Genomic DNA, 25129 nt, shown 5'->3' with positions numbered 1-25129 from the left:
TGCATACTGTGGTGCAGAAAACGCCAGGTCTCAGGAGGCTGTCGCCACCTCGGTTTCCGCCTTCTTGCCAAATCCCAGGTAGGCCTGGATCACTTGCGGATCTCCCGCCAGTTTCGCGGACTCGCCCTGCATGGTGACCTTGCCCAGTTCCAGCACATAGCCATAGTCGGCCGTCTGCAAGGCCGCGCGCGCATTCTGTTCCACCAGCAGTACCGAGATGCCGGCCGTGCGCAGTTCGGAAACGATATGCAGAATCTCCTTGACGATGCGCGGTGCCAGGCCGAGGCTGGGTTCATCCAGCATCAGCAGTTCCGGCTTGGCCATCATGGCGCGTCCGATGGCCAGCATCTGGCGCTCACCGCCCGAGAGCGTACCGGCCTGCTGGGTGCGGCGCTCCTTCAGTCGCGGGAACAGGTCGAAGACAGTGGCCAGCTGATCCAGCGGTTGAGCCTGTCGCAAGCGTACGCGGCGAAAGCCGCCCAGCAGCAGGTTGTCTTCCACGCTCATGGTGGAAAACAGTTCACGTCGCTCCGGCACCAGGGCGATACCGGCCATCACGCGTTGCTCCAGGCTCCAGCGTTGCACGGCCTGGCCCTGGTAATGCACCGCGCCTTGCGCGGGCATCACGCCCATGATGGCGTTGAGCAAGGTGGACTTGCCCGCACCATTGGGCCCGATCACGGTGGCAATGCTGCCGCGCTCCAGCCTGAGGTTGATGTCATGCAGGGCCTGCACCTTGCCATAGCTTGCGCGCAATTGCGCGACGTCGAGGACCAGTTCGCTCATTCGATTCCACCCAGGTAGGCTTCGATCACGGCGGGATGCCTTTGTATCTCTTGCGGTGTGCCTTCGGCGATCTTGGCGCCGAATTCCATCACCACGATGTGGTCGGTCAGTTCCATGACGAACTCCATGTCATGTTCCACCAGCAGGATGCTCATGCCGTCGGCGCGCAGTTCCTGCAACACCCGGGAAAGCGCCTGCTTTTCCAGATGGCGCAGGCCCGCCGCCGGTTCATCGAGCAACAGCAGCAGCGGATCGCAGCACAGGGCGCGCGCGATCTCCAGGATGCGTTGCTGCCCCAGCGCAAGGTTGCCGGCCTGCTCGTGCATCAGATGCTGCAGGCCGACGCGATGCAGGGCGCGTGCGGCTTCGTCCAGCAGGGCTTTTTCCTCGGCGCGTTCCAGATGCAGCATGGCGTTGATCGTATTGCGCAGGAAGCCTTGCTGGCTGCGCATGTGTGCGCCCAGGGCAACGTTTTCCAGTACCGTCATGCCCGGCAACAGTCGTACGTGCTGGAAGGTACGGGCGATGCCGAGCCTGGCGATGGCGCGCGCGGGCTGTCCGGCGATGTCGCGGCCATTGAAGCTGACACGACCACCGCTGGCATGCAGCAGACCCGTGACCAGATTGAAGGTCGTGGACTTGCCTGCACCGTTGGGACCGATCAGGCCGACGATTTCGCCCGCCTTGACCTTGAAGGACACATCATTGACCGCCACCAGTCCGCCAAAGCGCTTGTTGATCTGGTCTACCTCCAGCAGCGGCGCACCGCGCGCCGGACCGTTGCGCTTGTCCAGCGGGGCGGCGCCGGCCACGCGCAGCGCCAGGGGGGCGGGCGGGAAGGCGCGCAGCCACAGCGCGCGCACCCAGGGCCACAGGCCGCCGCGTGCATACTTCAGCAAAAGGATCAGGATCAGGCCGAAGACGATGCTCTCGTAACTGCCACCATCACCCAGCAGTGCCGGCAGCAGCACCTGCAACTGGTCCGACAGCAGCTTGAGTACCCCGGCACCCAGCAGCGCTCCCCAGATATGGGCGATGCCGCCGACCACCACGATGAACAGATACTCGATACCCATGGCCAGGCTGAAGGGAGAAGGATTGACGGTACGCTGCATGTGCGCGAACAGCCACCCCGACACCGCAGCCAGCAGCGCGGCAAAGACGAAGATGAGGATCTTGTAGCGTCCCGTATCCACCCCCATGGCCTCGGCCATCGAGCGGCCCCCCTTGAGGGCGCGGATGGCGCGGCCCGCGCGTGAATCCAGCAGGTTCAGCGAGACCCAGGCCGCCGCCAGCACGATGGCCCAGATCAGGTAGTACAGGTGCCGATCCTTGGACAGGTCCAGCCCCGCCAGTTGCAGCGGGGGGATGCCGGAGATGCCGTCATACTTGCCCAGAAAATCCACCTTGCCGAACAGGAAGTACAGGCTGATCCCCCAGGCGATGGTGGCCAGCGGCAGGTAGTGACCGGACATGCGCAGCGTGATGCGCCCCAGCACATAGGCCGATACGCCGGTGATGAACAGACCCACCGGCAGTGTCAGCCAGGGTGAGATCCCGTGCGCCGTGGTCAGATAGGACGTGGTGTAGGCACCCATGCCGACGAAGGCTGCCTGGCCGAAGGAAGTCATGCCGCCGATACCGGTCAGCAGTACCAGGCCGATGGCCACCAGCGCGTACAGTCCGATGTAGTTGGCCTGGATCACCCAGAACTGCGGCGTGGGCAGGATGGGGAACAGCGCCAGTGCCACCAGCAGGGCGTAGAGAGGGAGTCGTTTGTTCATGCTCATTCCTCGTCCTCGTCATGCGCGGGCGTGACCAGCGAGCGCCACAGCAGGATGGGCAGCAGCGCCAGGAACACGATGACCTCCTTGAAATCACTGGCCCAGAAGGAACTGAAGGATTCCAGCAAGCCCACCAGCAGCGCGCCGCCTGCCGCCGCCGGGAAACTCGCCAGTGCACCGATGGTGGCGGCGACGAAGCCCTTCAGGCCGATCAGGAAACCCGAGTCGTAAAAAATGGTGCTCATCGGACCGATCAGCACACCCGACAGCGCACCGATAAACGCTGCCACGGCAAAGGACAATTTGCCGGCCAGCGTCGTGGAGATTCCCATGAGCCGCGCGCCCAGGCGGTTCACCGCCGTGGCACGCAGGGCCTTGCCATACAGCGTGTGTCCGGAGAACAGCCACAGCGCCACCAGCAAGGCCGCCGCAGCCGCCACGACCACCACGGTCTGGGCGTTGAGGGTGAGCGCAGCGAGGTCCCAGCGTTCATCCCAGAAGGCCGGGGTGCGGAAGCCCTCGGCGCCGAAGAACACCAGGCCCAGCCCGGTCATGGCCAGGTGGATGCCGACCGAGACGATCAGCAGTTGCAGCACGCTGGCATCGGCCATCGATTCATAGACCACCTGGTACATCAGCGGTCCGAGTGCGGTAATGAGCAGCAATGTCAGCAGGACCTGCACCGGTAGTGAGAACTGATGGGGCGCTGCCCACCACACCAGGGCGGCAACGGCCAGCGGCACACCCAGGGTGCCGAGCAAGGCGCGCGGCAACAGGGCGAGCTGGCCGGCGCGCAGCAATGCCGCGCTCTGCATGGCGGCCGCGCAGACGGCCAGCACCAGCAGCAGCCACAGCGGGCCGGGACGCTGGCCCTGTTGCAGCATGGCCAGGGTGAGCGCGCCATAGGCGACGAATTCCCCCTGCGGAATGAAGAGGATGCGGGTGACCGTGAAGACCAGCACCAGTGCAATGGCGATCAAGCCATAGACGATGCCGTTGGTCAGGCCATCCAGGGTGAGGATGGCGGCAATGGAGGAGTCCATGTATCGGATGTGGAGCGAAAGACATCAGGCAGGAAGGTGACGGCGCAAGCTGGAGTCCTTGCGCCGCCGCGACGGCAGGGCAGTGCGGATTACGGATTGACCGCCTTCCAGTTGCCGTTCTGGATGGTCAGCATGATGCGCGCATCATCCCCCAGACCGAAGTGATCCTTGGGCGAATAGTTCAGCGTACCCTGCGAGATCTGAATCGGCCCGGCCGTCTCCAGCGCTTCCTTCAAGGCGGCGCGGAAGGCAGGGGTGCCGGGTTTGGCCTTCTTCAACGCCATCGGCACGACCTTCTGCAACACCAGCTGCGCGTCATAGGTATGGGCCGCGAAGAGGTTGCGGGTACCGGCGCCGAACTGCTTCTCGTAGCGCGTGACGAAATCCATCGCCAGCTTCTTGGAGGGATTGCTGTCCGGCAGCGCCTCGGGCACCACGGCCGGCCCGGAGATGACGTAGGAACCTTCGACATCCTTGCCGCCCAGTCGGATCAGGTCGCGCGAGGCGGCGCTATGGGTCTGGAAGATCTTGCCCTTGTAGCCGCGCTCGATCAGGGCCTTGTGCGGCATGGCCGCGCCGCTGCCGGAGGCTACCACCAGCACCGCATCCGGATGGGAGCTGACCACCCGCAGGGCTTGTGCGGTCACGCTGGTGTCGGCGCGCGAGAAGCGCTCCACCGTGCCCATCTTCATGCCGGCGGCAGTGGCCAGACGCTGCATTTCCTTGAGCCAGTTTTCACCATAGGAATCCGAGTAGCCCAGGAAGCCGATGGTCTTGACGCCCATTTTCTTCATCTGCTCCACCACGCCCCCGGCCATGACGGCCGTGGATTGCGGCAGGCGGAAGGTCCAGGCGTCTTTTCCTTCAGCAGTCTCGATAGGCGAGATGGCCAGCTGCACCGTCTGCGATTCCAGCGCCACGTCGGCTACCGCCAGCGTGGGCGGCACGGCCGCCGAGCCGATCAGCAGGTCGACCTTGTCCTCGGCCACCAGGCGGCGCGCATTCTTGCTGGCTTGGGTCGGATCGGTGGCGTCGTCGAGGATGATCATCTTGACCTTCTCGCCGCCGATGGTCTCTGGCCACAGCGCAAAGCCGTTCTTGGCCGGGATGCCCAGACCCGAGCCGGGACCGGTCAGCGACATCACCACGCCAATGGTCAGTTCGGCATGGGCCAGCCCTGCACAGGCCAGCATTGCTGCCAGTACGCCTGTCTTGATTGCCAGTTTCGTGTTCATTTCCGTCTCCTTTGTATTTTTGGTTCGAATGCTCGATGTGGGCGGATGCGGCTTGTTACCGCGTCTCGCTTGCTGCCGTATTGCCTAACTGCACATCTCCCTGATATCTGCCGGAATGGGAATGGCCTTGATGCGCGTCGGATCGTCCGGATGGCGAGTGGCGAAGACGCGCACGTCGCGTCCTTCGCACAGCAGTTCGCCATCGCGTCTGATCTCGTGCTTCATCACGAAGGTCTTGTCATTCCATTCGACGATGGTGGAATGCACTTCGATGCGGTCGCCATAGGTGGCCGGGCGCACGAAGCGCGAACTGATGTCCACCACCGGCGTACCGATGATGCCGCGCGTCTTCTCGGTATCACGCCAGGGGGGCAGGCCGCATTCGTGAAAGAAGTTGCGCGAAGCCGCGTCATACCAGCGGAAGAAGTTGGGGAAATAGACGATGCCGGCCGGATCGCAGTCACCGAATTCCACGCGCACCGGATGAATGATGGTCTTGCTCATGGATGCTCCTTGATGCTCAACGCGGCGCCAGGCGCAGCGCGCCATCGAGCCGGATCACTTCGCCGTTGAGCGAAAGATTGGTGACGATATGCAGGGCCAGCTGCGCATATTCCTCCGCCTTGCCCAGACGCTTGGGGAAGGGGATGGACGAGGCCAGCGATTGCTGTACCTCTTCCGGCAGCTTGTAGAGCAGGGGCGTGAGAAACAGGCCGGGCGCGATGGTCACCACGCGGATGCCGTGTTGTGCCAGATCACGCGCCAGTGGCAGGGTCATGGCGGTGATGCCGCCCTTGGAGGCGGCGTAACCCGCTTGTCCAACCTGACCGTCGAAGGCGGCTACCGAGGCGGTCGCAACGATCACGCCGCGCTCGCCCTCGGCCATTGCTTCAGCCGCCGCCATGCGGGCAGCGACCAGACGGATCACGTTGAAGGTGCCGATCAGGTTGACGTTGACGATGCGGCTGAAGTCTTCCAGCGGCATCGGGCTGCCATCCTTGCCGACCATGCGTTTGGCGCCACCGATGCCGGCGCAGTTGATGAGGATGCGCGCTGCCCCGTTGGCCTCTTGCGCGGCATCGAGGGCCGCTTCTACCGAGGCGCTGTCGGTGATGTCGCAGCGTACCGCGTGGCAACGCAGTTCATCGGCCAGGGCCTGCGCCGCATCCATGTTGACGTCCAGGATGCAGACGCGGGCGCCGGCCTGCACCAGTTGGCGCACGGTCTCGGCACCGAGTCCTGAAGCTCCGCCCGTCACCAGGGCGGCTTGTCCTTGCAGCTGCATGAAGAATGTCCTTCTCGAATGAACGGTTCAGTGGGAGGCCGACGGGTTTTCCAGCAACAGGGCAATGCCCTGGCCGCCGCCGATGCAGGCCGAGGCCACGCAGTAGCGCGCGCCGCGGCGATTCATCTCGCGTGCCGCCGTGATCGACAGGCGTACCCCGGTCGCCGCCAGAGGATGGCCCAGGGCGATGGCGCCGCCGTTGACGTTGAGGCGCTCGCGGTCGATCCCCAGCTCACGTTCCACCGCCACGATCTGCGCGCCTTGCGCCTCGTTGATCTCGAAGCAGCCGATGTCGGCCACCGTCAGCCCGTTGCGTTCCAGCAGGGTGCGGATGGCCGGCACCGGGCCGATGCCCATGATCTCCGGTGGCACGCCCGCGACAGCGGCAGCGACCACGCGCGCCAGCGGCGCCTTGTCGTGGCGCCGGACGTAATCGCCCGAGGCCACGATGGTGGCCGCTGCCGCATCGACCAGTGCCGAGCTGTTGCCGCCGGTCTGTACGCCATCCGGATAGAGCGTGCGCAGCTTGGCCAGCACTTCCACCGGCGAGGGGCGTGGATGCGTGTCGGCCGCTGCTTCGCTGACTTTGCCCTGCAGCTTGATGTGACGGTCGTTGTAGCCATCCAGGCGGAAGGTCTCGTTGACCACCGGCACGATCTCGCCCGCGTGGAAACCGGCGGCCTGCGCCTTGAGGGCGCGTTCGAAGGAATACGCGGCGTATTCATCGACCTCGGCGCGGGTGATGCCATACATCTTCGCCAGGTTTTCGGCGGTCTGGGGCATGGTGATGCCGGGGGCCGGATCCACCAGCGCTTCCCACATGTAGTCCTGGAATTCCACCGGCGCGCCCAACCTGAAGCCGCTGCGATGGCCGAAGGCCGCAATGGGATTGCGCGTCATCGATTCGCTGCCCACGATCAGCGCAGTCTCGGTATAGCCGCGTTCGATCTGGTCCCCGGCCTGGCGGATCAGTTCAAAACCGGTGCCGCAGATGCGCTGGACCATGATGGCCGGCGTGGTCACCGGCACCCCCGCATACAGGCCGATGTGACGTGGCAGCATGTACTGGTAGGCGTCACCGGGCGCCATGTTGCCGGCTACGACCGAGCCGATGTCGGTGGCGGCGATGCCGGTGCGGGCCAGTACCTCGCGCGCCACCTTGATGCCCATGTCGGTGGGCGAGAGCTGGCTGAAACTGGTGCAGTAATCCACCATGGGCGTACGCACGCCGCCGACGAGCCAGATGTCCTTGAAGCTGGAATAGAACGCTGCTTGTGCCATGTCTGTTGCTTTCTCAGTGAGCGGGGGAGAGCGCGGCCTGTGCGCTCAGCACGGCCGGATCGGTGCCGGCGTAGAGCGCCTCCACCAGCGCGGCGCGATGGGTCAGTACCGCGCGTTGGTTGATGGAACCCTTGTCGGTGATTTCGCCACGATCAAACGAGGGCGGATCGATCAGCACCAGCGCCCGGGTGACCCGGTTGGAGCTGCCGGTCGCATGGGTTTGCAAGCGATCCAGCATGCCCTGGAAGAAGGCGCGTACCGGCGCCGCATTGAGCACCTCAGCGCGCGAGGCGTCTGCCGGCAGATGCGCCAGCTGGCGGCAGCGTTCGATGTTGGGGACGATGAGCATGCCCACTTCGCTGCGGTCCTGACCGGTGATGACGGCATCCTGCAGGTAGGGGGCGCCTTCATGTGCGATCAGAGCGCGCAGCGGGCCCACGCTGACCCAGGTGCCGGTATAGAGCTTGAAGTCTTCGGCCACCCGGCCATCGAACATGAAGCCGCGATCCGGATGGGCCGGGTCCAGCCAGCGCACCGCATCGCCCGAGCGGAAGTAAGCCTCTTCATCGAAGGCTTCGGCGGTTTGCTCCGGTGCGCGCCAGTAACCGGGCGTCACGTTGGGGCCGCGATAGCGGATCTCGATCTTGTCGCCATTGGGGACCAGCTTGATTTCCATGCCCGGAGTGGGGATGCCGATCTGTCCGGCCTGCACTTCCAGGTCCGCCACGAAGAGTGCGGACGGGGAGGTCTCGGTCATGCCCAGGCCGCAGCACATCACGATGCGTTCGCCGCAGGTGGCTTCGGCCGTGGCGTGCAGCTTGTCCCACACGGGTTGTGCCAGCGCGGCACCGGCGTAGAACTGCATGCGCAGGCGACTGTAGAATTTTTCGCGCAGGACCTGGTCCTTCTCCAGAGCGTGGGCGATGCCTTCCCAACCGACCGGCACGTTGAAATACACGGTCGGCGAGATTTCATGCAGGTTGGCCAGGGTGGTGGCCAGGCCCTGCGGCGTAGGCTTGCCTTCGTCGATGTACATGGTGCCGCCGTTGTAGAGCACGATGCCCACGTTGTGATTGGCGCCGAAGGTGTGGTTCCAGGGCAGCCAGTCGATCAGGATGGGCGGCTCTTCGGCCAGGAAGGGGAAGGTCTGTACGATCATCTGCAGGTTGCTGCACATCATGCGCTGGGTATTGATGACCGCCTTGGGCATCTTGGTCGAGCCCGAGGTGAAGAGGAACTTGACGATGGTGTCCGGACCGGTGGCGGCATAGGCGCGCTCGACCTCATCACCGGCACGGGTGGCTTCCAGTTCCGCATACAGCGTGCATTGGCGACCGGCAGGCGGCGCCTCGGTCACCACGAATTCGATATCGGGAGCCACCGCATTGACGGCGGCGGCGAACTTCTCGCCATGTGATGCGAAGATCAGGCCGGGGGTGAGCAACTGCACCGCATGGCGCAGCTTGGCGTAATCCCTGGACAGCAGCGAATAGGCCGAAGACACCGGCGCATAGGGGACGCCCGCATAGTGGCAGCCCAGCACCAGCATGGCGTGTTCGAGGTCGTTTTCGGACAGGATCAGCAGCGGCCGTTCGGCCGACAGGCCGCGTTGCAGCAGTGCCTGGCCGATACGTCGTGCGCTTTGCAGCGCCTGCCCGTAACTGATGCGGCGCCATTGGCCATCTTTGTCGCGGCGTGCCATGTAGGTGCGGTCCGGATCGACCGTGGCCCAGTGGATCAGTCTGTCGGTCAGACGCGCCGGATAGGCTTCCAGCGGCTGGCGGGTCTTGACCAGGGCGACGCCGTTGGCGCCCGGCACGACGTCAACGCCGCCGATGCCGAACCTGAAGCTGCGATAGCGAGGTGGAGTGTTCATACATGTCTCTGTTGTGTCACCCGTGCGGTCGTGGCCGGGCGGGTGTGTTGTTGTGGTCGTGCGCTGTATTACTGACTTGCTGGCCGCTGTAGTGGCTCTATGCCGACACTGGTTTGCCGTTGTTACCGCCGGTCGTGCTGCGGATCGTGCTACGGGTATCAGGTCGGCTTGACCTTGTTCTGCTTGTGATCGAGAAAGGCCGCCAGACGTCCCTTGGTATCGGGATCGCTGCCAGCGACGGCGGCCATGAGCGACTCCGTCATCAGGCCGTCCTGGATGGATTGATCATGGATGCGCGGCAGCACGTGCATGATCCCGTAGTTGGTCATCGGTGCATTGCGGGCGATGCGTTCGGCCAGCTCACGCGCCTTGTCCAGTCCGGCGCCGGCGGCCACGCTGTATTGCGAGATACCGGCCTGGTGGCCTTCCTCGGCGGTCAGCACGCGGCCGGTGAGCATCATGTCGGCCATGCGCGCCACGCCGATCAGGCGCGAGATGCGCACCGAGCCGCCACCACCGACGAACAGACCACGCTGTCCTTCCGGCAGACCGTAGAAGGCGCTCGGTTCGGCCACGCGGATGTGTGCCGCCGATGCCAGTTCCAGTCCGCCACCAATGACCGCGCCATGCAGCACCGCGATCACGGGGACACGGCCAAAGGCGATCTGCTCGAAGGCCGCATGCCACATGCGCGAGTGATGCAGGGATTCGGTGGTGTCGCGTTCGCGCAGTTCGGACAGGTCCAGGCCGGCGCAGAAGTGTTCACCGATGCCGTGGATGATGGCCACCTTCACGCCCTCCGGCAGATCCTGGAAACAGTCGCGGATGGCACGCACCAGCGGATCGTTGAGGGCGTTGCGTTTGGCGGCGCGGTTGAGCGCGATCTCGGCGATGGCGCCGTGAACTTGGATGTCGAGGAGGTCGCTGTGCTGGTTCATGCTGTCTCTGGTCATGCCGTGGTCGGCGTTTGAATTAGTTATAAGTTATAACGTTTATTCAGTATAAGTAAAGTGGAGGTAAACGCAAGTCCCATCAGCGTGTCGCCTTGTGCGAACAACGTAAAAGCGGGCGATTAACGAACGCAAAATGAAGGCATCATGCGGCATGGAATTGCTGCGCCGCGTCGCAATCATGAGGTGCTCATGCCCGGGATGCCGCCAGGCAGCGTGCTTGCTGGAGGGGCAAAGAAAAACGCCGGTGTGCACTGCATCACCGGCGTTTCCGCGAAGCTCGGACAGGCGTTTATTTGCCGGTGTCCTTCATGTTCTCGAACTTGTCGAATTCGACGTTGTAGAGTTCGTTGCCGACTTTCTCGACCTTGCGCACGTAGACGGTCTGCACGATATCGCGCGTGGCCGGATCGATGGCGATGGGGCCGCGCGGGCTGGTGAACTTCATGGTCTTGAGGATGGCCATGGCACGGTCGCCGTCGATCTTGCCGTTGAGTTTCCTGCTGACCTCGTAGATGGCGTTCATGCCGTCATAGGCGGCCACGGCCATGAAGTTGGGGCGGCCCGCACCGGGGTTGGCCGCCGCAAAGCTCTTGAGGAAAGCCTTGTTCTCGGGTGAATCATGTGCGGCCGAATAATGGAAGGTGGTGATCACGCCCAGGGTGCTATCGCCCATGGCGGGCAGTACGTGGTCGTCGGTCAGGTCGCCGGTGGCGATGACCTTGATGCCGGCTTCGGCCAGGCCGCGTTCACGATAGCCCTTCATGAAGGCGATGCCCTGTTCCCCGGCCGGGACGAAGATGAAGACCGCCTCCGGTTTGGCATCCTTGATGCGCTGGATGTAGGGCGCGAATTCCGGATTGCGCAGCGGCACGCGAATCGATTCGACCACCTGGCCACCGCCGCCCAGCAGATTCGTCTTGAACGCGGTCTCGGCATCGATGCCCGGCCCGTAATCGGCCACCAGCGTGACCACGCGCTTGATGCCATTCTTCAACGCCCAGGTGGCCATGGGCCCCGAGACCTGCGGCAGGGTCATCGAAAAGCGCGTGATGTAGTTGGATTTGGTGGTGATGATGGAGGTGGCCGCGTTCATGATGATCATCGGTTTCTTGGCCTGCTCGGCAATGGGCGCCACCGCCAGGGCCTCCGGCGTGAGACCGAATCCGGCCAGGAAGTCCACCTTGTCGCGCACCACCAGTTCCTGCGCCAGGCGCTTGGCGATCTCGGGCGAAGGGCCGGTGGTGTCCTTGATGATGATCTGGATCTTCTTGCCTGCGACCTGGTCGCCATGCTGCGCCATGTAGGCTCTGATGCCGCCTTCCATCTGCTTGCCGTAGTCGGCGAAGGGACCGGAGAAGGCGGCGATCAGTCCGACCTTGATGGTTTCCTGGGCCTGCGCCAGCGATGCCAGCGCGGTGCTGGCGGCGGCCATGACGGCCAGCATTGCGAGTTTCTTGAACCTCATTTTTTCAGTCTCCTTTGTGATTGTGATGAGTGGCGATGTGCGGGCGGTTCTGCTGCCGTCTTCATTGTCGCATCGCCGGTCCGACTGTTGCAGACGGACGACGTATCGCTTTCCCTTCCTTGGCTCGCCTTGTTGACAAAGCGGAGGTGCCGACAATAGTATCGCACCATCCGTTCGGTAAACAAACTGATGTGCGGCTACCGAACGGGGAATAAAAGTTATAAAAAATAAGCAAAGAGACGCTTCTTTCTGCGATGCCCGCCTGGCGGCATCGAACAACTCGCATTCTTGAATGGACGCCGCAGGCGTCCTTGCAGCAAGCATGCCGATGGCACTGACCATGGGGCAGGGGGCGGTTTTGCGTCCGCGCTCCGGATCATTGCCGGGCGGCAGCAGCAATTCGCAACAGGTAGTCGCAGTAAACACCAGGGACTGACATCACTGGAAGTCACCTGGCCGGCGAGCAGCGAATCGTTGGCGTGTGCCTGGAGGAAGGTGCGCGCCGGCAGCGGACCGGCCATTCACCATTCAATGAAATCAGGAGGAGATGGCAATGACAAGAAAAATCACCCTGCGTGCAGTGGCTCTGGCCGCTGCCGCATGTGCGATGACCGCAGGTGTATCCGGCTCGGCCATGGCACAGAGTTCGGTAACGATTTACGGGATCATCGATACCGGCGTGGTCTATACCACCAATGCCAACGCCAATGGCAATTCGGTCTTCAAGATGCCATCGCTGACGGGCAGCTTCCCTTCGCGCATCGGTTTCCGCGGTACCGAAGACCTGGGCGGCGGACTGCAGGCGATGTTCGTGCTGGAAAGCGGCTTCGCACCCGATACCGGTGCCATGGGCCAGGGCAACCGCATCTTCGGTCGCCAGTCGTATGTGGGGCTCAAGGGCGGCTGGGGTCAGGTCATGCTGGGTCGGCAGATCAACATGACCTATATCTCGCAGCTCAAGACGGACGTGATGGGTCCCAACATCTTCGCCATCGGCAGCATTGATTCCTATCTGCCCAATGCCCGCAGCGACAACGCCATCGGTTACCTCGGCAGCTTCAGCGGTTTTACCGTCGGTGCGACCTACAGCTTCGGTCGCGACGCATCGGCCACCGGCGGTCCTGCCGCTACCAACTGTCCGGGCGAGGTGGCCGGCAACAGCAAGGCCTGCCGCCAGGTCACGGGTCTGCTGGGCTATGACGGCAAGGGCTGGGGGATGACCTCATCCTACGACATCCTCTATGGCAACACCGGCGCCTCCGGCGGCCTGACCAGCAGCAGCAACAGCGATCAGCGCATCACCCTGAACGGATACTTCATGCTCGGTGACGTCAAGGTCGGCGGCGGTGTGGTGGATCGTCGCACCCGTGCAGCGGCCAATACCAATACCGATTCCGATCTCTACTACCTGGGCGTGAGCTATCCGCTGACCACCACCCTGGTGCTGGATGCGCAGCTCTCGCGTCTGGCCGTCAAGAACAGCCCCAACGATGTCACCCTGTCGGTGGCGCGCCTGACCTACAACCTGTCCAAGCGCACCGCCCTCTATACCTCGCTGGGTTACATCAAGAACGGCGGTACCGCTGCCGTGGCCGTCGATGCCGGTGGCTCGGTAGGCGCGGGCAAGAACCAGTTGGGCGTGATGACAGGCATCCGTCACACCTTCTGATGGTGGCGGCAAACAGTGGCAAATAGCGGCAAGCAGTCTTGAGGAGGATGGCGCACCCGCAGTTGCGAAGGGTGCGCCGACATCCGCAGCATGGCAAAGGCAGGGTCTGTTTTTGTCTTCGGTCCGCCTCCCCGAATCGGGGAGTGCGGACCTGTTTTTTATGGCAGCAGCACCGACAATTCCTGTGCGCCACGCAGCAGCACCGGCAGGATTTCCTCTTCCATCTGTGCGACCGAGACGCGCGCGGCCTGTGCCCCCACGTTCAGTGCCGCCAGTACGTTGCCGGAGGCCCCGCGCACCGGGACGGCAATCGAACGCAGGCCAACCTCGAGTTCTTCATCGATGACCGCGTAACCCTGTTCGCGCACGCCGGCCAGGATGTCGCGCAGACGCTTCTGCGACACCACCGTCTTGTCGGTCAGGGCGCGCAGCTTGACCTTCTCGAAGTAGGCTTTCAACTGCTCATCGGGCAGGTGTGCCAGCATGGCCCGGCCCAGCGAGGTGCAATAGGCCGGCAGGCGGCTGCCGGTATTGAGCGCCACCGACATCACGCGCGATGTCGCCGAGCGCGCGACGTAGAGCACTTCATTGTCATCGAGCACCGCCAGCGAGCAGGATTCGCCCAGGGTACGGCTGATGTTGTTCAGGTAGGGCTGTGCAGAAACGGTCAACGGAGTGGAAGACAGATAGGAGTATCCCAACGTCAGGATCTTGGGACGCAGCGAGAAGTTGTTGACGTCCGAATCGGCATAGCCGAGTTGCTTCAGGGTATGCAGGCAGCGCCGCACGGCAGCACGCGGGATACCGGTCTTCTGGCTGATCTGGGCGATGGTCAGGCTGCGGCGCGAATCACTGAAGGCGCGGATGACCGCCAGGCCGCGCGCCAGCGAGGTCATGAAGCTGGGGTCGGTGAGCGCGTCGATTTCCTCGGCGATGGTCAGCTCGCGTTCGGTCTCGGCAGCGCCGCCGGAGGGCTCGGCTTGCCTGGCCTTGCCGCGGCCTTTGGCGACGGGGGCGGACTTCGGTGCCTTGCTGTCCTTGGCGGCAGGGACGCTCTTGGCAACGGTTTTGCGGGTCTTGGCAGCGGGTGCGGTGGACATGGGCGCGAATGGGCTCTCTGGTCGGATGGTCAGGACGGATCGTCGGTGCGGCCGCCCGGCGTTGCCGCCGTGCAGGAGTGCGTCGGAATTTTAACGTTTTGTGCGGCAAGCGAACACATCCTGCTGGTTTTTCTTGACGTCCGTCAAGCCGGATCGCTAAACTCTTTTTGTGCGAAAATCAAACATTAGTTCGGTGATCGAACATTGCGGTGCAAAAAACGTCACGCAGCTGACCGCGCCGCAATGCCCGTCCACACCGGCAGAGACGAGTCCCAACCCGCCTGGTCGCACCGCAAGCAAACGTGTGGCAAGGCATCCAGCCGGCGCAGTTGCAGGCGCCGCATCTATAGTGAGAGCAACGTGATCAATAAAATTTCTGACTCCCTGGAGCAGGCGGTGGCCGACATCCATGATGGCGCCACCATCATGATCGGCGGCTTCGGCAATGCCGGCATGCCCTCGGCCCTGATTGATGCGCTCATCGCCCAGGGCGCGCGCGACCTGACCATCGTCAACAACAATGCCGGCAATGGCGATACCGGCCTGGCCGCATTGCTCAAGACCAAGCGCGTCAGGAAGATCATCTGTTCCTTCCCGCGCCAGACCGATTCCCACGTCTTCGATGCGCTCTACCGCGCCGGTGAAATCGAGCTGGAACTGACCCCGCAAGGCAACCTGGCCGAGCGCATTCGTGCCGCAGGTGCCGGCATCGGCGGTTTCTTCAGTCCGACCGGTTACGGCACCATGCTGGCCGAAGGCAAGGAAACCCGTCTCATCGATGGCAAGCACTACGTGCTGGAGTCGCCCATTCACGCCGACTTCGCGCTCATCAAGGCACTGCGCGGCGACCGCTGGGGCAACCTGGTATATCGCAAGACCGCGCGCAACTTCGGTCCCATCATGGCCATGGCCGCCAAGGTCACCATCGCGCAAGTCACCGAGGTGGTGGAACTGGGCCAGCTCGATCCGGAAAACATCATCACGCCCGGCATCTTCGTGCAACGGATCGTGCAAACCAAGGAGGCACAGCAATGAAGCGCTTTACCCGTGAAGAGATCGCCGCCCGCGTGGCGCAGGACATCCCCGAGGGCGCCTACGTGAACCTGGGCATCGGCCTGCCCACCAAGGTGGCCAACTATCTGCCGGCTGACAAGGAAATTTTCCTGCACAGCGAAAACGGCGTGCTGGGCATGGGCCCGGCCCCGGCCCCCGGTGAGGAAGACGAAGATCTCATCAATGCCGGCAAGCAGCCGGTGACGCTGCTGACCGGCGGTTCCTATTTTCATCATGCCGATTCGTTCTCGATGATGCGCGGCGGTCATCTCGACATCTGTGTGCTGGGCGCCTTCCAGGTCTCGGCCAAGGGTGACCTGGCCAACTGGCACACCGGCGCGCCCGATGCCATCCCCGCCGTGGGCGGTGCGATGGACCTGGCCATTGGTGCCAAGCAGGTGTTCGTGATGATGGACCACCAGACCAAGACCGGCGAGAGCAAGCTGGTGGAGGCCTGCTCCTATCCGCTGACCGGCATCGCTTGCGTCAATCGCATCTACACCGACCTGGCCGTCATCGACGTGACCCCGCAAGGACTGCAAGTGCGCGAGATCGTCGAAGGTCTTTCGTTCGCGCAATTGCAAGAGATGACAGGTGCACCGCTGCATCCGGCGGCCTGATCCGGCCCAACCCATCGTTGATATCGCTGTGAGGAAGACATGAAAGACGTATTGATCTGTGACGCCATTCGCACCCCCATCGGCCGCTACGGTGGCGCGCTCAAGGACGTGCGTGCCGACGACCTCGGGGCCGTGCCGCTGCGCGCACTGATGGAGCGCAACCCGCAGGTGGACTGGAAGGCTGTCGATGACGTCATCTATGGCTGCGCCAACCAGGCTGGTGAAGACAACCGCAACGTGGCGCGCATGTCGCTGCTGCTGGCGGGTCTGCCGCAGGAAGTGCCGGGCAGCACCATCAATCGCTTGTGCGGCTCCGGCATGGATGCGCTGGGCACGGCCGCGCGCGCCATCAAGTCTGGCGAGACGCAGCTGATGATAGCCGGTGGCGTCGAGTCGATGACCCGTGCTCCCTTCGTGATGGGCAAGGCCGATAGTGCCTTCTCGCGTCAGGCTGCCATCCAGGACACCACCATCGGCTGGCGTTTCGTCAATGCGCTGATGAAGCAGAAATACGGCGTCGATGCCATGCCCGAGACGGCCGAGAATGTGGCCGTCGACTTCAAGGTCAGCCGCGAAGACCAGGACCGGTTTGCCGTGCGCAGCCAGGCCAAGGCTGCTGCGGCCCAGGCCAATGGCAACCTGGCTCAGGAAATCGTGCCGGTGGTGATCCCGCAGAAGAAGGGCGACCCCATCACCGTGAGCCAGGATGAACATCCCCGTGCCACCAGCATGGAAGCGCTGGCCCGTCTGAAGGGCGTGGTCAGGCCCGATGGTAGCGTTACCGCCGGCAATGCCTCGGGCGTCAACGACGGCGCCTGCGCGCTCTTGCTGGCCAGTGCTGACGCAGTCGAGAAATACCAGCTCAAGCCGCGCGCACGCATCCTCGGCATGGCCACGGCCGGGGTGGCGCCGCGCATCATGGGCATGGGCCCGGCGCCGGCCAGCAAGAAAGTGCTGGCGCAACTGGGCATGAGTATCGATCAGATGGACGTGATCGAACTCAACGAAGCCTTCGCCTCGCAGGGGCTGGCCGTGTTGCGCGAGCTGGGCGTGGCCGATGACGATGCGCGCGTCAATCCGAACGGCGGCGCCATTGCGCTGGGCCATCCGCTGGGCATGAGCGGTGCGCGCCTGGTGACCACGGCGATGTACCAGCTGGAACGCACCGGCGGCCGCTATGCGCTGTGCACCATGTGCATCGGCGTGGGGCAGGGCATCGCGATGGTGATCGAGCGCGTGTGATGAGTTCATGAAGATCGCAAGGGTCTTCGTGAAAATTGATCAAGCATGAGTTGAGGCAGGCGCAGCACAATAGAAAAAAATTCATATTGATTTCCGAGCGGTCACCCATAAAAGAGCCGCAGGACAGAAGGAGACAAATCGCATCATGTATCTGCATCATGACTGTGCGCCGCGTCCTGCTGCGCGCGCCCGTTCCGGTCAGGGAGGTATGCCATGCTAGGCAACTTCCTCGGCGTACTCTTTGACGGCATTGCCTACGGCAGCCTTCTGTTTCTCATCAGCGTGGGCCTGTCGGTGACGATGGGCATGATGAACTTCATCAACCTGGCGCACGGTGCCTTTGCCATGCTGGGTGGCTATGTCTGCGTGACGCTGCTCAACGGCATCGGCGTTCCCTTCCTCGCGACCCTGCCGCTGGCCTTCATCGCTGCGGCGGCGGTGGGACTGATCCTTGAGCGCTCTCTCTATCGTCGTCTCTACAAGGCCAGCCATCTGGATCAGGTGCTGTTTTCCATCGGCCTGACCTTCATGGCCGTGGCCGCTGCCACCTGGCAGTGGGGGCCGACCCAGCAACCGGTCGTGCTGCCGGACTGGCTGCGCGGTCAGGTCTCGCTGCTGGGACTGGACGTCGGTGCCTATCGTGTCTTCCTCATCGGTGTGGTGGTGCTGGTGACCATTGCGCTGGGCCTGTTGATCGAGCGTACCCGCTTCGGTGCGCAGATTCGTGCCGCGGTCGATAACCAGGTTGCAGCAGCCGGACTGGGCATCAACGTCAGCCGTGTCTTCAGCCTGACCTTCGCGCTCGGTTCGGGCCTGGCCGGACTCGGTGGCGGGTTGGGCATCGACGTGCTGGGACTGGATCCGACTTTCCCGGTCAAGTACATGGTCTATTTCCTGCTGGTGGTGGCCGTCGGTGGTGCCGGCACCATCAAGGGCCCGTTGCTGGCCGCGCTGATCCTGGGCGTGTTCGACGTCGCCGGCAAATACTACGTGCCGGAGACCGGCGCCTTCGTCATCTACGGCCTGATGGTGGTATTGCTGATCCTGTTCCCGGCTGGCCTGATGCGGAGGCGCGGATGAGCAGCCTGAATACGACAAGCCGGTCCGCGACGAAACCTGCACTGCATCTGCCCAATGACCGCTGGACGCCCTTGGAGCTGATCTTCTGGCTCTTGCCGGTGGCGGCCTATTTCGTCTTCCCGGATTATCTGGTGCTGATCAGCCAGATCATGATTGTGGGTCTGTTCGCCGTCTCGCTGGACCTGATCCTGGGCTATGCCGGCATCGTCTCGCTGGGGCATGCGGCTTTCTTCGGCCTCGGTGCCTACACTGCCGGCCTGCTGGCCGTGCATGGCTGGGGCGAGCCTATCACCGGACTGCTGCTGGCCGCCATCGTGGCAGCCGTTGCCGGATTCCTGGTGAGTTTCCTGGTAGTGCGCGGGACGGACCTCACGCGCCTCATGGTGACGCTGGGCATCGGACTGATGCTCTTCGAGGCGGCCAACAAGGCAGCCTTCATCACGGGCGGCGTGGATGGTCTGTCCGGCATGGTGATGGGCAAGATCTTCGGGGTCTTCGAATTCGATCTCAACGGCCGCGTCGCCTTTTGCTACAGCTTCGCGGTGCTGTTGTTGCTGTTCGTGGTCTTGCGACGCTTGGTGAGTTCGCCCTTCGGCCTGGGCTTGCGGGGTATCCGCGAAGGAGGTCGCCGCATGCCGGCCATCGGGGCCGACGTCAATCGTCGGCTGGTGGTGATCTTCACCATCGCCGCTGCGGTTGCGGGTGTGGCCGGTGCCTTGCTGGCCCAGACCACGCAGTTTGTCGGGCTCGATGTGCTGGGCTTCCCGCGTTCGGCCGAGTTGCTCATCATCCTGGTGCTGGGCGGCACCGGTCGGCTCTATGGTGCACTGGTGGGCGCGCTGGTCTACATGCTGGCGCAGGACACCCTCTCCGGACTCGATCCGGCCTACTGGCAGTTCTGGATCGGCCTGCTGCTGATCGTCATCGTTCTCTTCGCACGCGGTGGTCTGTTGGGTGGACTGGCCGTGCTGCGTGACAAGTTCTTCAAGGGAGGACGCACATGAGCTCGCATCCAGCCGATACCACCTTGCGCACCGAAGCGCTGAGCAAGCGCTGGGGCAGCTTCGTGGCCAACAGCGACATCTCGCTGACCTTCACGCCCGGCGCGCGCCACGCCTTGATCGGCCCCAATGGCGCAGGCAAGACCACCTTCATCAACTTGCTCACGGGTGGCTTTGCACCCAGCAGTGGCAAGGTATGGTTCGGTGGCGAGGACATTACCGCGCTGGCCCAGCACGAGCGCGTCAAGCGCGGCATGACGCGTACCTTCCAGATCAATACGCTCTTTGCCGGACTGACCGTACTGGAGTCGGTGGTGCTGGCGATCCAGGAGAGGCGCGGCCTGCAATACAAGTGGTACCAGACCGTGGCCCGTCAGACCGACGTGGTGGACGAAGCCATGGCGCTGCTGGCCTCGCTCAAGCTGGCGCAGGAGGCCAACAGCATCACGCGCAGCCTGGCCTACGGCAAGCAGCGGCTGGTGGAAATTGCGTTGGCGCTGGCCACGCAACCCAAAGTGCTGTTGCTGGATGAACCTGCCGCAGGCATTCCGTCGGCGGAAAGCCGCGAATTGTTTGAAGTGATTGCGCAACTGCCCCGCGAGGTGACGATCGTCTTCATCGAACACGATATGGGACTGGTGTTCCGCTTTGCCGAACGCATCACCGTACTGGTCGGCGGCAAGGTGCTGGTGGAAGGCACACCGGCCGAGATTGCGGCGGATCAGCGCGTCAAGGAAGTCTATCTGGGGGAGGCCGAACATGCCTGAACTGCTGGCACTGGACAAGGTGAGCGCCGGTTATGGCGATTCCATCGTCCTGGAGGAGGTGTCCTTCTCCATGCAGGAAGGTGAGAGCCTGGCCCTGCTGGGGCGCAATGGCGTGGGCAAGACCAGTCTGTTGATTACCCTCATGGGACTGACTCGCCTGCATGGCGGCAGCATCCACTGGCGCGGCAGCAACATCGCCCGCGTGCCGACCCACAAGCGCGCGCATGCCGGGCTGGGCTGGGTACCGCAGGAGCGTTTCATGTTTCCTTCGCTGTCGGTGGAGGAACACCTGACGGTGGTGGAGCGTGGCGGAAAATGGAACTTGCAGAAGATTTATTCGATTTTTCCGCGCCTGCATGAGCGCCGCCACAACATGGGCAATCAGCTCTCCGGTGGCGAGCAGCAGATGCTGGCCATTGCGCGCGCCCTGATGGTCAGTCCCAGCATCCTCTTGCTGGATGAACCGATGGAAGGGCTGGCCCCCATCATCGTGCAGGAGCTGTTGAAGGTGATCCGCCGCCTGGTCAGCGACGAAGGGATGTCGGTGATCGTGGTGGAGCAGCATGCGCGCATGGCGCTGTCGCTCACGCAACGGGCCATCGTGCTTGATCGTGGCCGCATCGTGCATGCCTCGGATAGCCAAAGCCTGCTGGACGATGGTGAAAAATTGGATCGACTGGTAGCGGTAGCCTGAGGCTCAGTCCTCCTGGCAATCCTGGTCGCGCAAGCGTGCCAGCGGTGCGCGGCTTTGTGGATTGTTCTCGTGCACCAGCTTGTCCAGCAGCCGCATGAACTGCTCCTGCTCGGCGTCATCAAGGGGCGCCAGGATGCGCTTGCGCAGGCGCTGCAGGCCGGGGATCAGTTCTTCCAGCAGGGCTTCGCCCGCTTGCGTGATGCGCAATGCGCGCTGGCGGCGGTTGTGCGGAATGACTTCCCGCACCAGCAAGCCCTTTTCTTCGAGGCGGGCGCAGACCGTGGCGCCGGTGGAGGTGTCGATGGCGACCAGCCCCGACAGGCTCACCTGGTCGATGCCGGGATGATTCGACAGCATGCGCAGGATGGCGTATTGCACCGGGGTAATGATGCCGCCGGTTTCGTCATGGAAGATCGATACCGAGATCTGCTGCGCGCGCCGCAACAGGTGGCCGGGGTGCTCGTAGAGATCGATGAGCTGGCTTTCGTCCTTGGGCGGTGTGGTCTCTGGCATGGCGGATTCGGTCAGGTTCGGTCGGGCAATGGATGAGCTGCAATCAGTACGCAGCGATGCGGCAGTGTAAGGTCCGCGACGTTTTCCCTCAATCAATTGATGCGATGCGCAATGAAAAAAGTCCGCCGGCGCGTTTACTTGCGCAGCGGATTGGCGGATACTTTTCCTAACATTCAGTGCACTGAATATTAAATCAGAAAAATGCGAGACCCGACAGGATCTGGATCAAGCCACCTGCGGAAAAGAACAAGTTGGAGCAGTCCATCAAGGAGGGCACTGGCCGCGCGAGGCCGGTGCCGGTTGAGGAATTTACCCAAGGAGACCGTCATGTTCCCCAAGAATGCCTGGTACGTTGCCTGTACCCCCGACGAAATCGAAAGCAAGCCCCTGGGCCGTCAGATCTGTGGCGAGAAGATCGTGTTCTATCGTGGTGCCGAGGGCAAGGTGGCCGCCGTCGAGGATTTCTGTCCGCATCGTGGTGCGCCCCTGTCTCTGGGTTTCGTGCGCGATGGACAGCTGGTTTGCGGGTATCACGGTCTGGAGATGGGTTGCGACGGCCACACCCGCAGCATGCCTGGTCAGCGCGTGCGTGGTTTCCCTTGTATCCGCAGCTTCCCGGTGGTGGAGCGCTACGGTTTCATCTGGGTTTGGCCGGGTGAGAAGGAGCAGGCCGATCCGGCGCAGATCCATCACCTGGAGTGGGCCGAGAACCCTGAATGGGCCTATGGTGGCGGCTTGTATCACATCAACTGCGACTACCGTCTGATGATCGACAATCTGATGGATCTCACCCACGAGACCTACGTGCACGCCTCCAGCATCGGCCAGAAGGAGATTGATGAAGCCCCGGTCAACACGCGCGTGGAGGGTGAGCAGGTCATCACCAGCCGCTTCATGGAAAACATCATGCCGCCGCCGTTCTGGCGCATGGCCCTGCGAGGCAACGGGCTGGCCGACGACGTCCCGGTGGACCGCTGGCAGATCTGCCGCTTTTCGCCGCCCAGTCACGTGATGATCGAAGTGGGCGTGGCGCATGCCGGGCAGGGTGGTTACGACGCTGCGCCGGAGCACAAGGCGTCGTCCATCGTGGTGGATTTCATCACGCCCGAGACCGAGACTTCGCACTGGTATTTCTGGGGCATGGCGCGCCACTTCCGTCCCGAGGACAAGGACCTCACCGACACCATCCGCGAGGGCCAGGGCAAGATCTTCGGTGAGGACCGTGCGATGCTGGAGCTGCAGCAGGCCAATCTGCTCAAGTATCCGGAGCGTCGCCTGCTGGCGCTGAACATCGATGCCGGTGGCGTGCAGTCGCGCAAGGTGCTGGACAAGTGGTTGGCGCGCGAAGCCGATGCCGGCAAGGCTGCGGCAGCCTGAGGGGGGGATGATGACGACATTGCAGGTCAGGATCGCGGCGCGCCGCGAGGAAGCCGACGGCATCATCGGGCTGGAACTGGTGTCGCCGGATGGCAGTGCCTTGCCGGCCTTTACTGCGGGGGCACATATCGATGTGCATCTGCCGGGCGGCATGCTGCGTCAGTATTCGCTGTGCAACGCGCCGCATGAGCAGCATCGCTATCAGATCGGTGTATTGCGTGATGCCCATTCGCGGGGCGGTTCCGTGGCGGTGCATGAGGTGTTGAAGGTGGGCGACCTGCTCACCATCGGGGTGCCGCGCAACCAGTTCGCGTTGGTGTCGGCGCCGCACAGTCTGCTGCTGGCGGGTGGTATCGGGGTGACGCCCATTCTGTGCATGGCCGAGGCGCTGGCGGCTTGCGGGGCTTCTTTCGAGATGCACTATTGCGCCCGTTCGCCCGCCCGCCAGGCGTTTCGCGAGCGCATCGCGGCATCGGGATTCGCTCGGCGCGTGGTGCATCACTATGACGATGGTGATGTTGCACAGAAGCTCGATCTCGATGCCTTGCTGTCACAGGCCGATCCGGCCACCCATCTTTACGTCTGCGGCCCTGCCGGTTTCATCACGCATGTGGTGGAGACTGCCCGTGCGCGTGGCTGGCCGGGGACGCAAGTCCATTTCGAATACTTTGGTGCGGCGCCGGTGCAGGCGGACGGCAATGGCAGCTTTGAGGTCAGGCTGGCCAGCAGCGGGCAGGTCTACCGCATTCCGGCGGACCGCACGGTGATTCAGGTCTTGTGCGAGCACGGTGTGGATGTGCCGGTGTCCTGCGAGCAGGGGATCTGCGGCACCTGTCTTACGCGCGTACTGGAGGGTGAACCGGATCATCGTGATCAATATCTGACCGATGAGGAACGCGCGGCCAATGACCAGTTCACGCCGTGTTGTTCACGGGCACGGAGTCCCTTGCTGGTGCTGGATTTGTAGCGTAATACGAAGCAACTGGCCGTAAATCATTTATACCAATTAAAACGTGAGGAGACATGATGAGCGAGATGATCAATACCCGACGCCGCCACCTGATGTTGGCCGGGACGGCATTGGCCGCCGTTGGTGCGCCGCTGGTGGCGCAAGCGGCAGAGACGTTGAAGGTGGGGCTGATCGTGCCGATGTCGGGGCCGTTTGCCTCGACCGGGCGGCAGATCGAGGCGGCGGTCAAGTTGTATCAGCAGAAGTTCGGTGACAGTGTGGCCGGACGCAAGGTGGAGATCTTGTTGAAGGATGACGGCGGGGTCTCGCCCGATGTGACCAAGCGTCTGGCGCAGGAGCTGGTGGCGCGTGAGAAGGCGCAGGTGCTGATGGGCTTCGGGCTGACGCCCTTGGCGCTGGCGGCTGCACCCATTGCCACGCAGGCCAGGGTGCCGATGATCGTGACGGCGGCGGCGACTTCCATCATTGTCCAGCGTTCACCCTATATCGTGCGTACCGGGTTTACGCTGGCGCAGGTGACCTCGCCACTGGCGTCCTGGGCGGCGAAGAATGGCATCAAGAGTGTGGTGACCTTTGTTTCCGATTACGGGCCGGGGCTGGATGCAGAGAAGGTGTTTGTGAAGACTTTCTCTGAAGCCGGTGGCAAGGTGATGGAGAGTGTGCGGGTGCCTTTGCGCAATCCGGACTATGCGCCGTTCCTGCAGCGGGTCAAGGATGCCAGGCCGCAGGCTTTGTTCGTTTTTGTACCTTCCGGTGAAGGAGCTGCCGTGTTGAAGCAGTTCACCGAGCGGGGATTGGCGGCGGCGGGAATTCGCCTGATCTGTACCGGCGATGTGCTCGATGATGACCTGATGGCGGGTATCGGTGCGGCCGCCAAGGATGTGGTGAGCAGTCATCATTATTCTGCTGCGCATCCTTCGGCGGCCAACAAGGAATATGTGGACGCGATGGCCAAGGCTAACAAGGGGATGCGGGCCAACTTCCATTCTGTCGGTGCCTACGATGGTATGCACCTGCTCTATGAATCCCTCAAGAAAACCTCCGGCGATGCGAATGGCGAAAAACTGCTGGCTGCCATGAAGGGGATGAGCTGGGAGAGCGTGCGCGGGCCTGTTTCTATCGATGCTGCTACTCGCGATATCGTGCAGACGGTTTATATGCGCAAGGCTGAGTTGCGCGGGTCTGAGTTTTATAACGTGGAGTTTGATCAGGTGGAGAAGGTGCGGGATCCTGGGGTTTGATTTTTGTTTTTTTGGGGGGAGGGGAGTCTGCACGGGCTGCTTTCCTGCGCTCTAGCTTAATGCTTATCTTTCTCCGGTCGGGAGGACGCGCCGG

At 63.1% G+C, this 25129-nt stretch carries 23 protein-coding genes; 11 read left to right on the top strand and 12 right to left on the bottom strand.

Translation table 11 applies throughout. The annotated features are described in order from the left end of the window. Positions 1-30: 30 nt before the first annotated feature. The 10 genes from ACODSZ_RS21155 to ACODSZ_RS21110 form a co-directional block, all read right to left on the bottom strand. Positions 31-786 (bottom strand): ABC transporter ATP-binding protein, encoded by a 756-nt coding sequence (locus ACODSZ_RS21155; RefSeq protein WP_175344781.1) that lies wholly within the window; start codon positions 784-786, stop codon positions 31-33. After that, the gene (locus tag ACODSZ_RS21150) at positions 783-2576 is read right to left on the bottom strand and encodes a branched-chain amino acid ABC transporter ATP-binding protein/permease (protein ID WP_175344780.1); all 1794 of its coding nucleotides are present in this window, start codon (positions 2574-2576) and stop codon (positions 783-785) included. Before ACODSZ_RS21150 ends, ACODSZ_RS21155 begins: the two co-directional genes overlap by 4 nt. Further along, positions 2573-3613: a branched-chain amino acid ABC transporter permease gene (locus ACODSZ_RS21145; protein ID WP_299536129.1), complete on the bottom strand. Its 1041-nt coding sequence runs from the start codon at positions 3611-3613 to the stop codon at positions 2573-2575. Before ACODSZ_RS21145 ends, ACODSZ_RS21150 begins: the two co-directional genes overlap by 4 nt. An 89-nt stretch (positions 3614-3702) precedes the next feature. Next, positions 3703-4848: an ABC transporter substrate-binding protein gene (locus ACODSZ_RS21140; RefSeq protein ID WP_175344778.1), complete on the bottom strand. Its 1146-nt coding sequence runs from the start codon at positions 4846-4848 to the stop codon at positions 3703-3705. 84 nt (positions 4849-4932) lie between these two features. After that, positions 4933-5352: an acyl-CoA thioesterase gene (locus tag ACODSZ_RS21135; RefSeq protein ID WP_008332216.1), complete on the bottom strand. Its 420-nt coding sequence runs from the start codon at positions 5350-5352 to the stop codon at positions 4933-4935. Between the two features lie 16 nt (positions 5353-5368). Continuing rightward, a complete protein-coding gene (locus tag ACODSZ_RS21130; protein WP_488928479.1) occupies positions 5369-6133 on the bottom strand; it encodes an SDR family NAD(P)-dependent oxidoreductase in 765 nt (254 codons plus the stop codon). Positions 6134-6160: 27 nt separating this feature from the next. Then, a complete protein-coding gene (locus ACODSZ_RS21125) occupies positions 6161-7414 on the bottom strand; it encodes a thiolase family protein (RefSeq protein ID WP_241822155.1) in 1254 nt (417 codons plus the stop codon). A 13-nt stretch (positions 7415-7427) separates the two neighbouring features. After that, the gene (locus ACODSZ_RS21120; RefSeq protein ID WP_175344775.1) at positions 7428-9290 is read right to left on the bottom strand and encodes a feruloyl-CoA synthase; all 1863 of its coding nucleotides are present in this window, start codon (positions 9288-9290) and stop codon (positions 7428-7430) included. A gap of 158 nt (positions 9291-9448) precedes the next feature. After that, positions 9449-10228, bottom strand: a complete 780-nt coding sequence (locus ACODSZ_RS21115) for a crotonase/enoyl-CoA hydratase family protein (RefSeq protein WP_008332210.1) — start codon at positions 10226-10228, stop codon at positions 9449-9451. A 304-nt stretch (positions 10229-10532) separates the two neighbouring features. Next, positions 10533-11708, bottom strand: a complete 1176-nt coding sequence (locus tag ACODSZ_RS21110; protein ID WP_008332209.1) for an ABC transporter substrate-binding protein — start codon at positions 11706-11708, stop codon at positions 10533-10535. 553 nt (positions 11709-12261) lie between these two features. On the opposite strand from ACODSZ_RS21110, the gene ACODSZ_RS21105 reads away from it, so the two are divergent. Further along, positions 12262-13377 carry a porin gene (locus ACODSZ_RS21105; protein WP_034351027.1) on the top strand — a complete coding sequence of 372 codons (1116 nt, stop codon included), beginning with the start codon at positions 12262-12264 and terminating at the stop codon, positions 13375-13377. A 158-nt stretch (positions 13378-13535) separates the two neighbouring features. On the opposite strand, the gene ACODSZ_RS21100 is transcribed toward ACODSZ_RS21105, so the two are convergent. After that, complete coding sequence (locus tag ACODSZ_RS21100; protein WP_175344774.1) at positions 13536-14477, bottom strand: IclR family transcriptional regulator domain-containing protein; 942 nt, start codon at positions 14475-14477, stop codon at positions 13536-13538. A 360-nt stretch (positions 14478-14837) separates the two neighbouring features. Here ACODSZ_RS21100 and ACODSZ_RS21095 point away from each other — a divergent pair, with 360 nt between their 5' ends. The 7 genes from ACODSZ_RS21095 to ACODSZ_RS21065 all read left to right on the top strand — a co-directional run bounded on the left by ACODSZ_RS21095 (position 14838) and on the right by ACODSZ_RS21065 (position 20934). Then, entirely contained in the window at positions 14838-15512 is a 675-nt protein-coding gene (locus tag ACODSZ_RS21095) for a 3-oxoacid CoA-transferase subunit A (protein ID WP_008332201.1), read from the top strand. Beyond that, positions 15509-16150: a CoA transferase subunit B gene (locus ACODSZ_RS21090; RefSeq protein WP_008332199.1), complete on the top strand. Its 642-nt coding sequence runs from the start codon at positions 15509-15511 to the stop codon at positions 16148-16150. The genes ACODSZ_RS21095 and ACODSZ_RS21090 overlap by 4 nt, the downstream gene beginning before the upstream one ends. Positions 16151-16189: 39 nt before the next feature. After that, the gene (gene pcaF / locus ACODSZ_RS21085) at positions 16190-17392 is read left to right on the top strand and encodes a 3-oxoadipyl-CoA thiolase (protein ID WP_008332198.1); all 1203 of its coding nucleotides are present in this window, start codon (positions 16190-16192) and stop codon (positions 17390-17392) included. Between the two features lie 213 nt (positions 17393-17605). Beyond that, positions 17606-18472: a branched-chain amino acid ABC transporter permease gene (locus tag ACODSZ_RS21080; RefSeq protein ID WP_175344773.1), complete on the top strand. Its 867-nt coding sequence runs from the start codon at positions 17606-17608 to the stop codon at positions 18470-18472. Next, positions 18469-19476 (top strand): branched-chain amino acid ABC transporter permease, encoded by a 1008-nt coding sequence (locus ACODSZ_RS21075; protein ID WP_488928478.1) that lies wholly within the window; start codon positions 18469-18471, stop codon positions 19474-19476. Before ACODSZ_RS21080 ends, ACODSZ_RS21075 begins: the two co-directional genes overlap by 4 nt. Then, positions 19473-20240, top strand: coding sequence for an ABC transporter ATP-binding protein (locus tag ACODSZ_RS21070; RefSeq protein ID WP_008332180.1), 768 nt, complete (start codon positions 19473-19475; stop codon positions 20238-20240). The genes ACODSZ_RS21075 and ACODSZ_RS21070 overlap by 4 nt, the downstream gene beginning before the upstream one ends. After that, the gene (locus ACODSZ_RS21065) at positions 20233-20934 is read left to right on the top strand and encodes an ABC transporter ATP-binding protein (protein ID WP_008332179.1); all 702 of its coding nucleotides are present in this window, start codon (positions 20233-20235) and stop codon (positions 20932-20934) included. The genes ACODSZ_RS21070 and ACODSZ_RS21065 overlap by 8 nt, the downstream gene beginning before the upstream one ends. 3 nt (positions 20935-20937) lie before the next feature. Here the strand turns inward: ACODSZ_RS21065 and ACODSZ_RS21060 are convergent, their stop codons facing one another. Further along, a complete protein-coding gene (locus tag ACODSZ_RS21060; protein WP_175344771.1) occupies positions 20938-21447 on the bottom strand; it encodes a MarR family winged helix-turn-helix transcriptional regulator in 510 nt (169 codons plus the stop codon). A gap of 327 nt (positions 21448-21774) precedes the next feature. Here ACODSZ_RS21060 and ACODSZ_RS21055 point away from each other — a divergent pair, with 327 nt between their 5' ends. From ACODSZ_RS21055 to ACODSZ_RS21045, 3 genes are read left to right on the top strand one after another with little or no spacing between them, the layout of a single operon-like run. Next, on the top strand, positions 21775-22824 hold the full coding sequence (locus ACODSZ_RS21055; protein WP_175344770.1) for an aromatic ring-hydroxylating dioxygenase subunit alpha: 1050 nt from the start codon (positions 21775-21777) through the stop codon (positions 22822-22824). Between the two features lie 10 nt (positions 22825-22834). Further along, entirely contained in the window at positions 22835-23791 is a 957-nt protein-coding gene (locus ACODSZ_RS21050) for a PDR/VanB family oxidoreductase (RefSeq protein ID WP_488928498.1), read from the top strand. Positions 23792-23847: 56 nt separating this feature from the next. Beyond that, complete coding sequence (locus tag ACODSZ_RS21045) at positions 23848-25035, top strand: ABC transporter substrate-binding protein (RefSeq protein ID WP_488928477.1); 1188 nt, start codon at positions 23848-23850, stop codon at positions 25033-25035. Positions 25036-25129: the final 94 nt, after the last annotated feature.

The organism is Herbaspirillum sp. FG34, assembly GCF_057809315.1.
The sequence above is the reverse complement of the archived record's forward strand: the minus strand, read 5'-3'. Positions and strand labels throughout refer to the sequence as shown.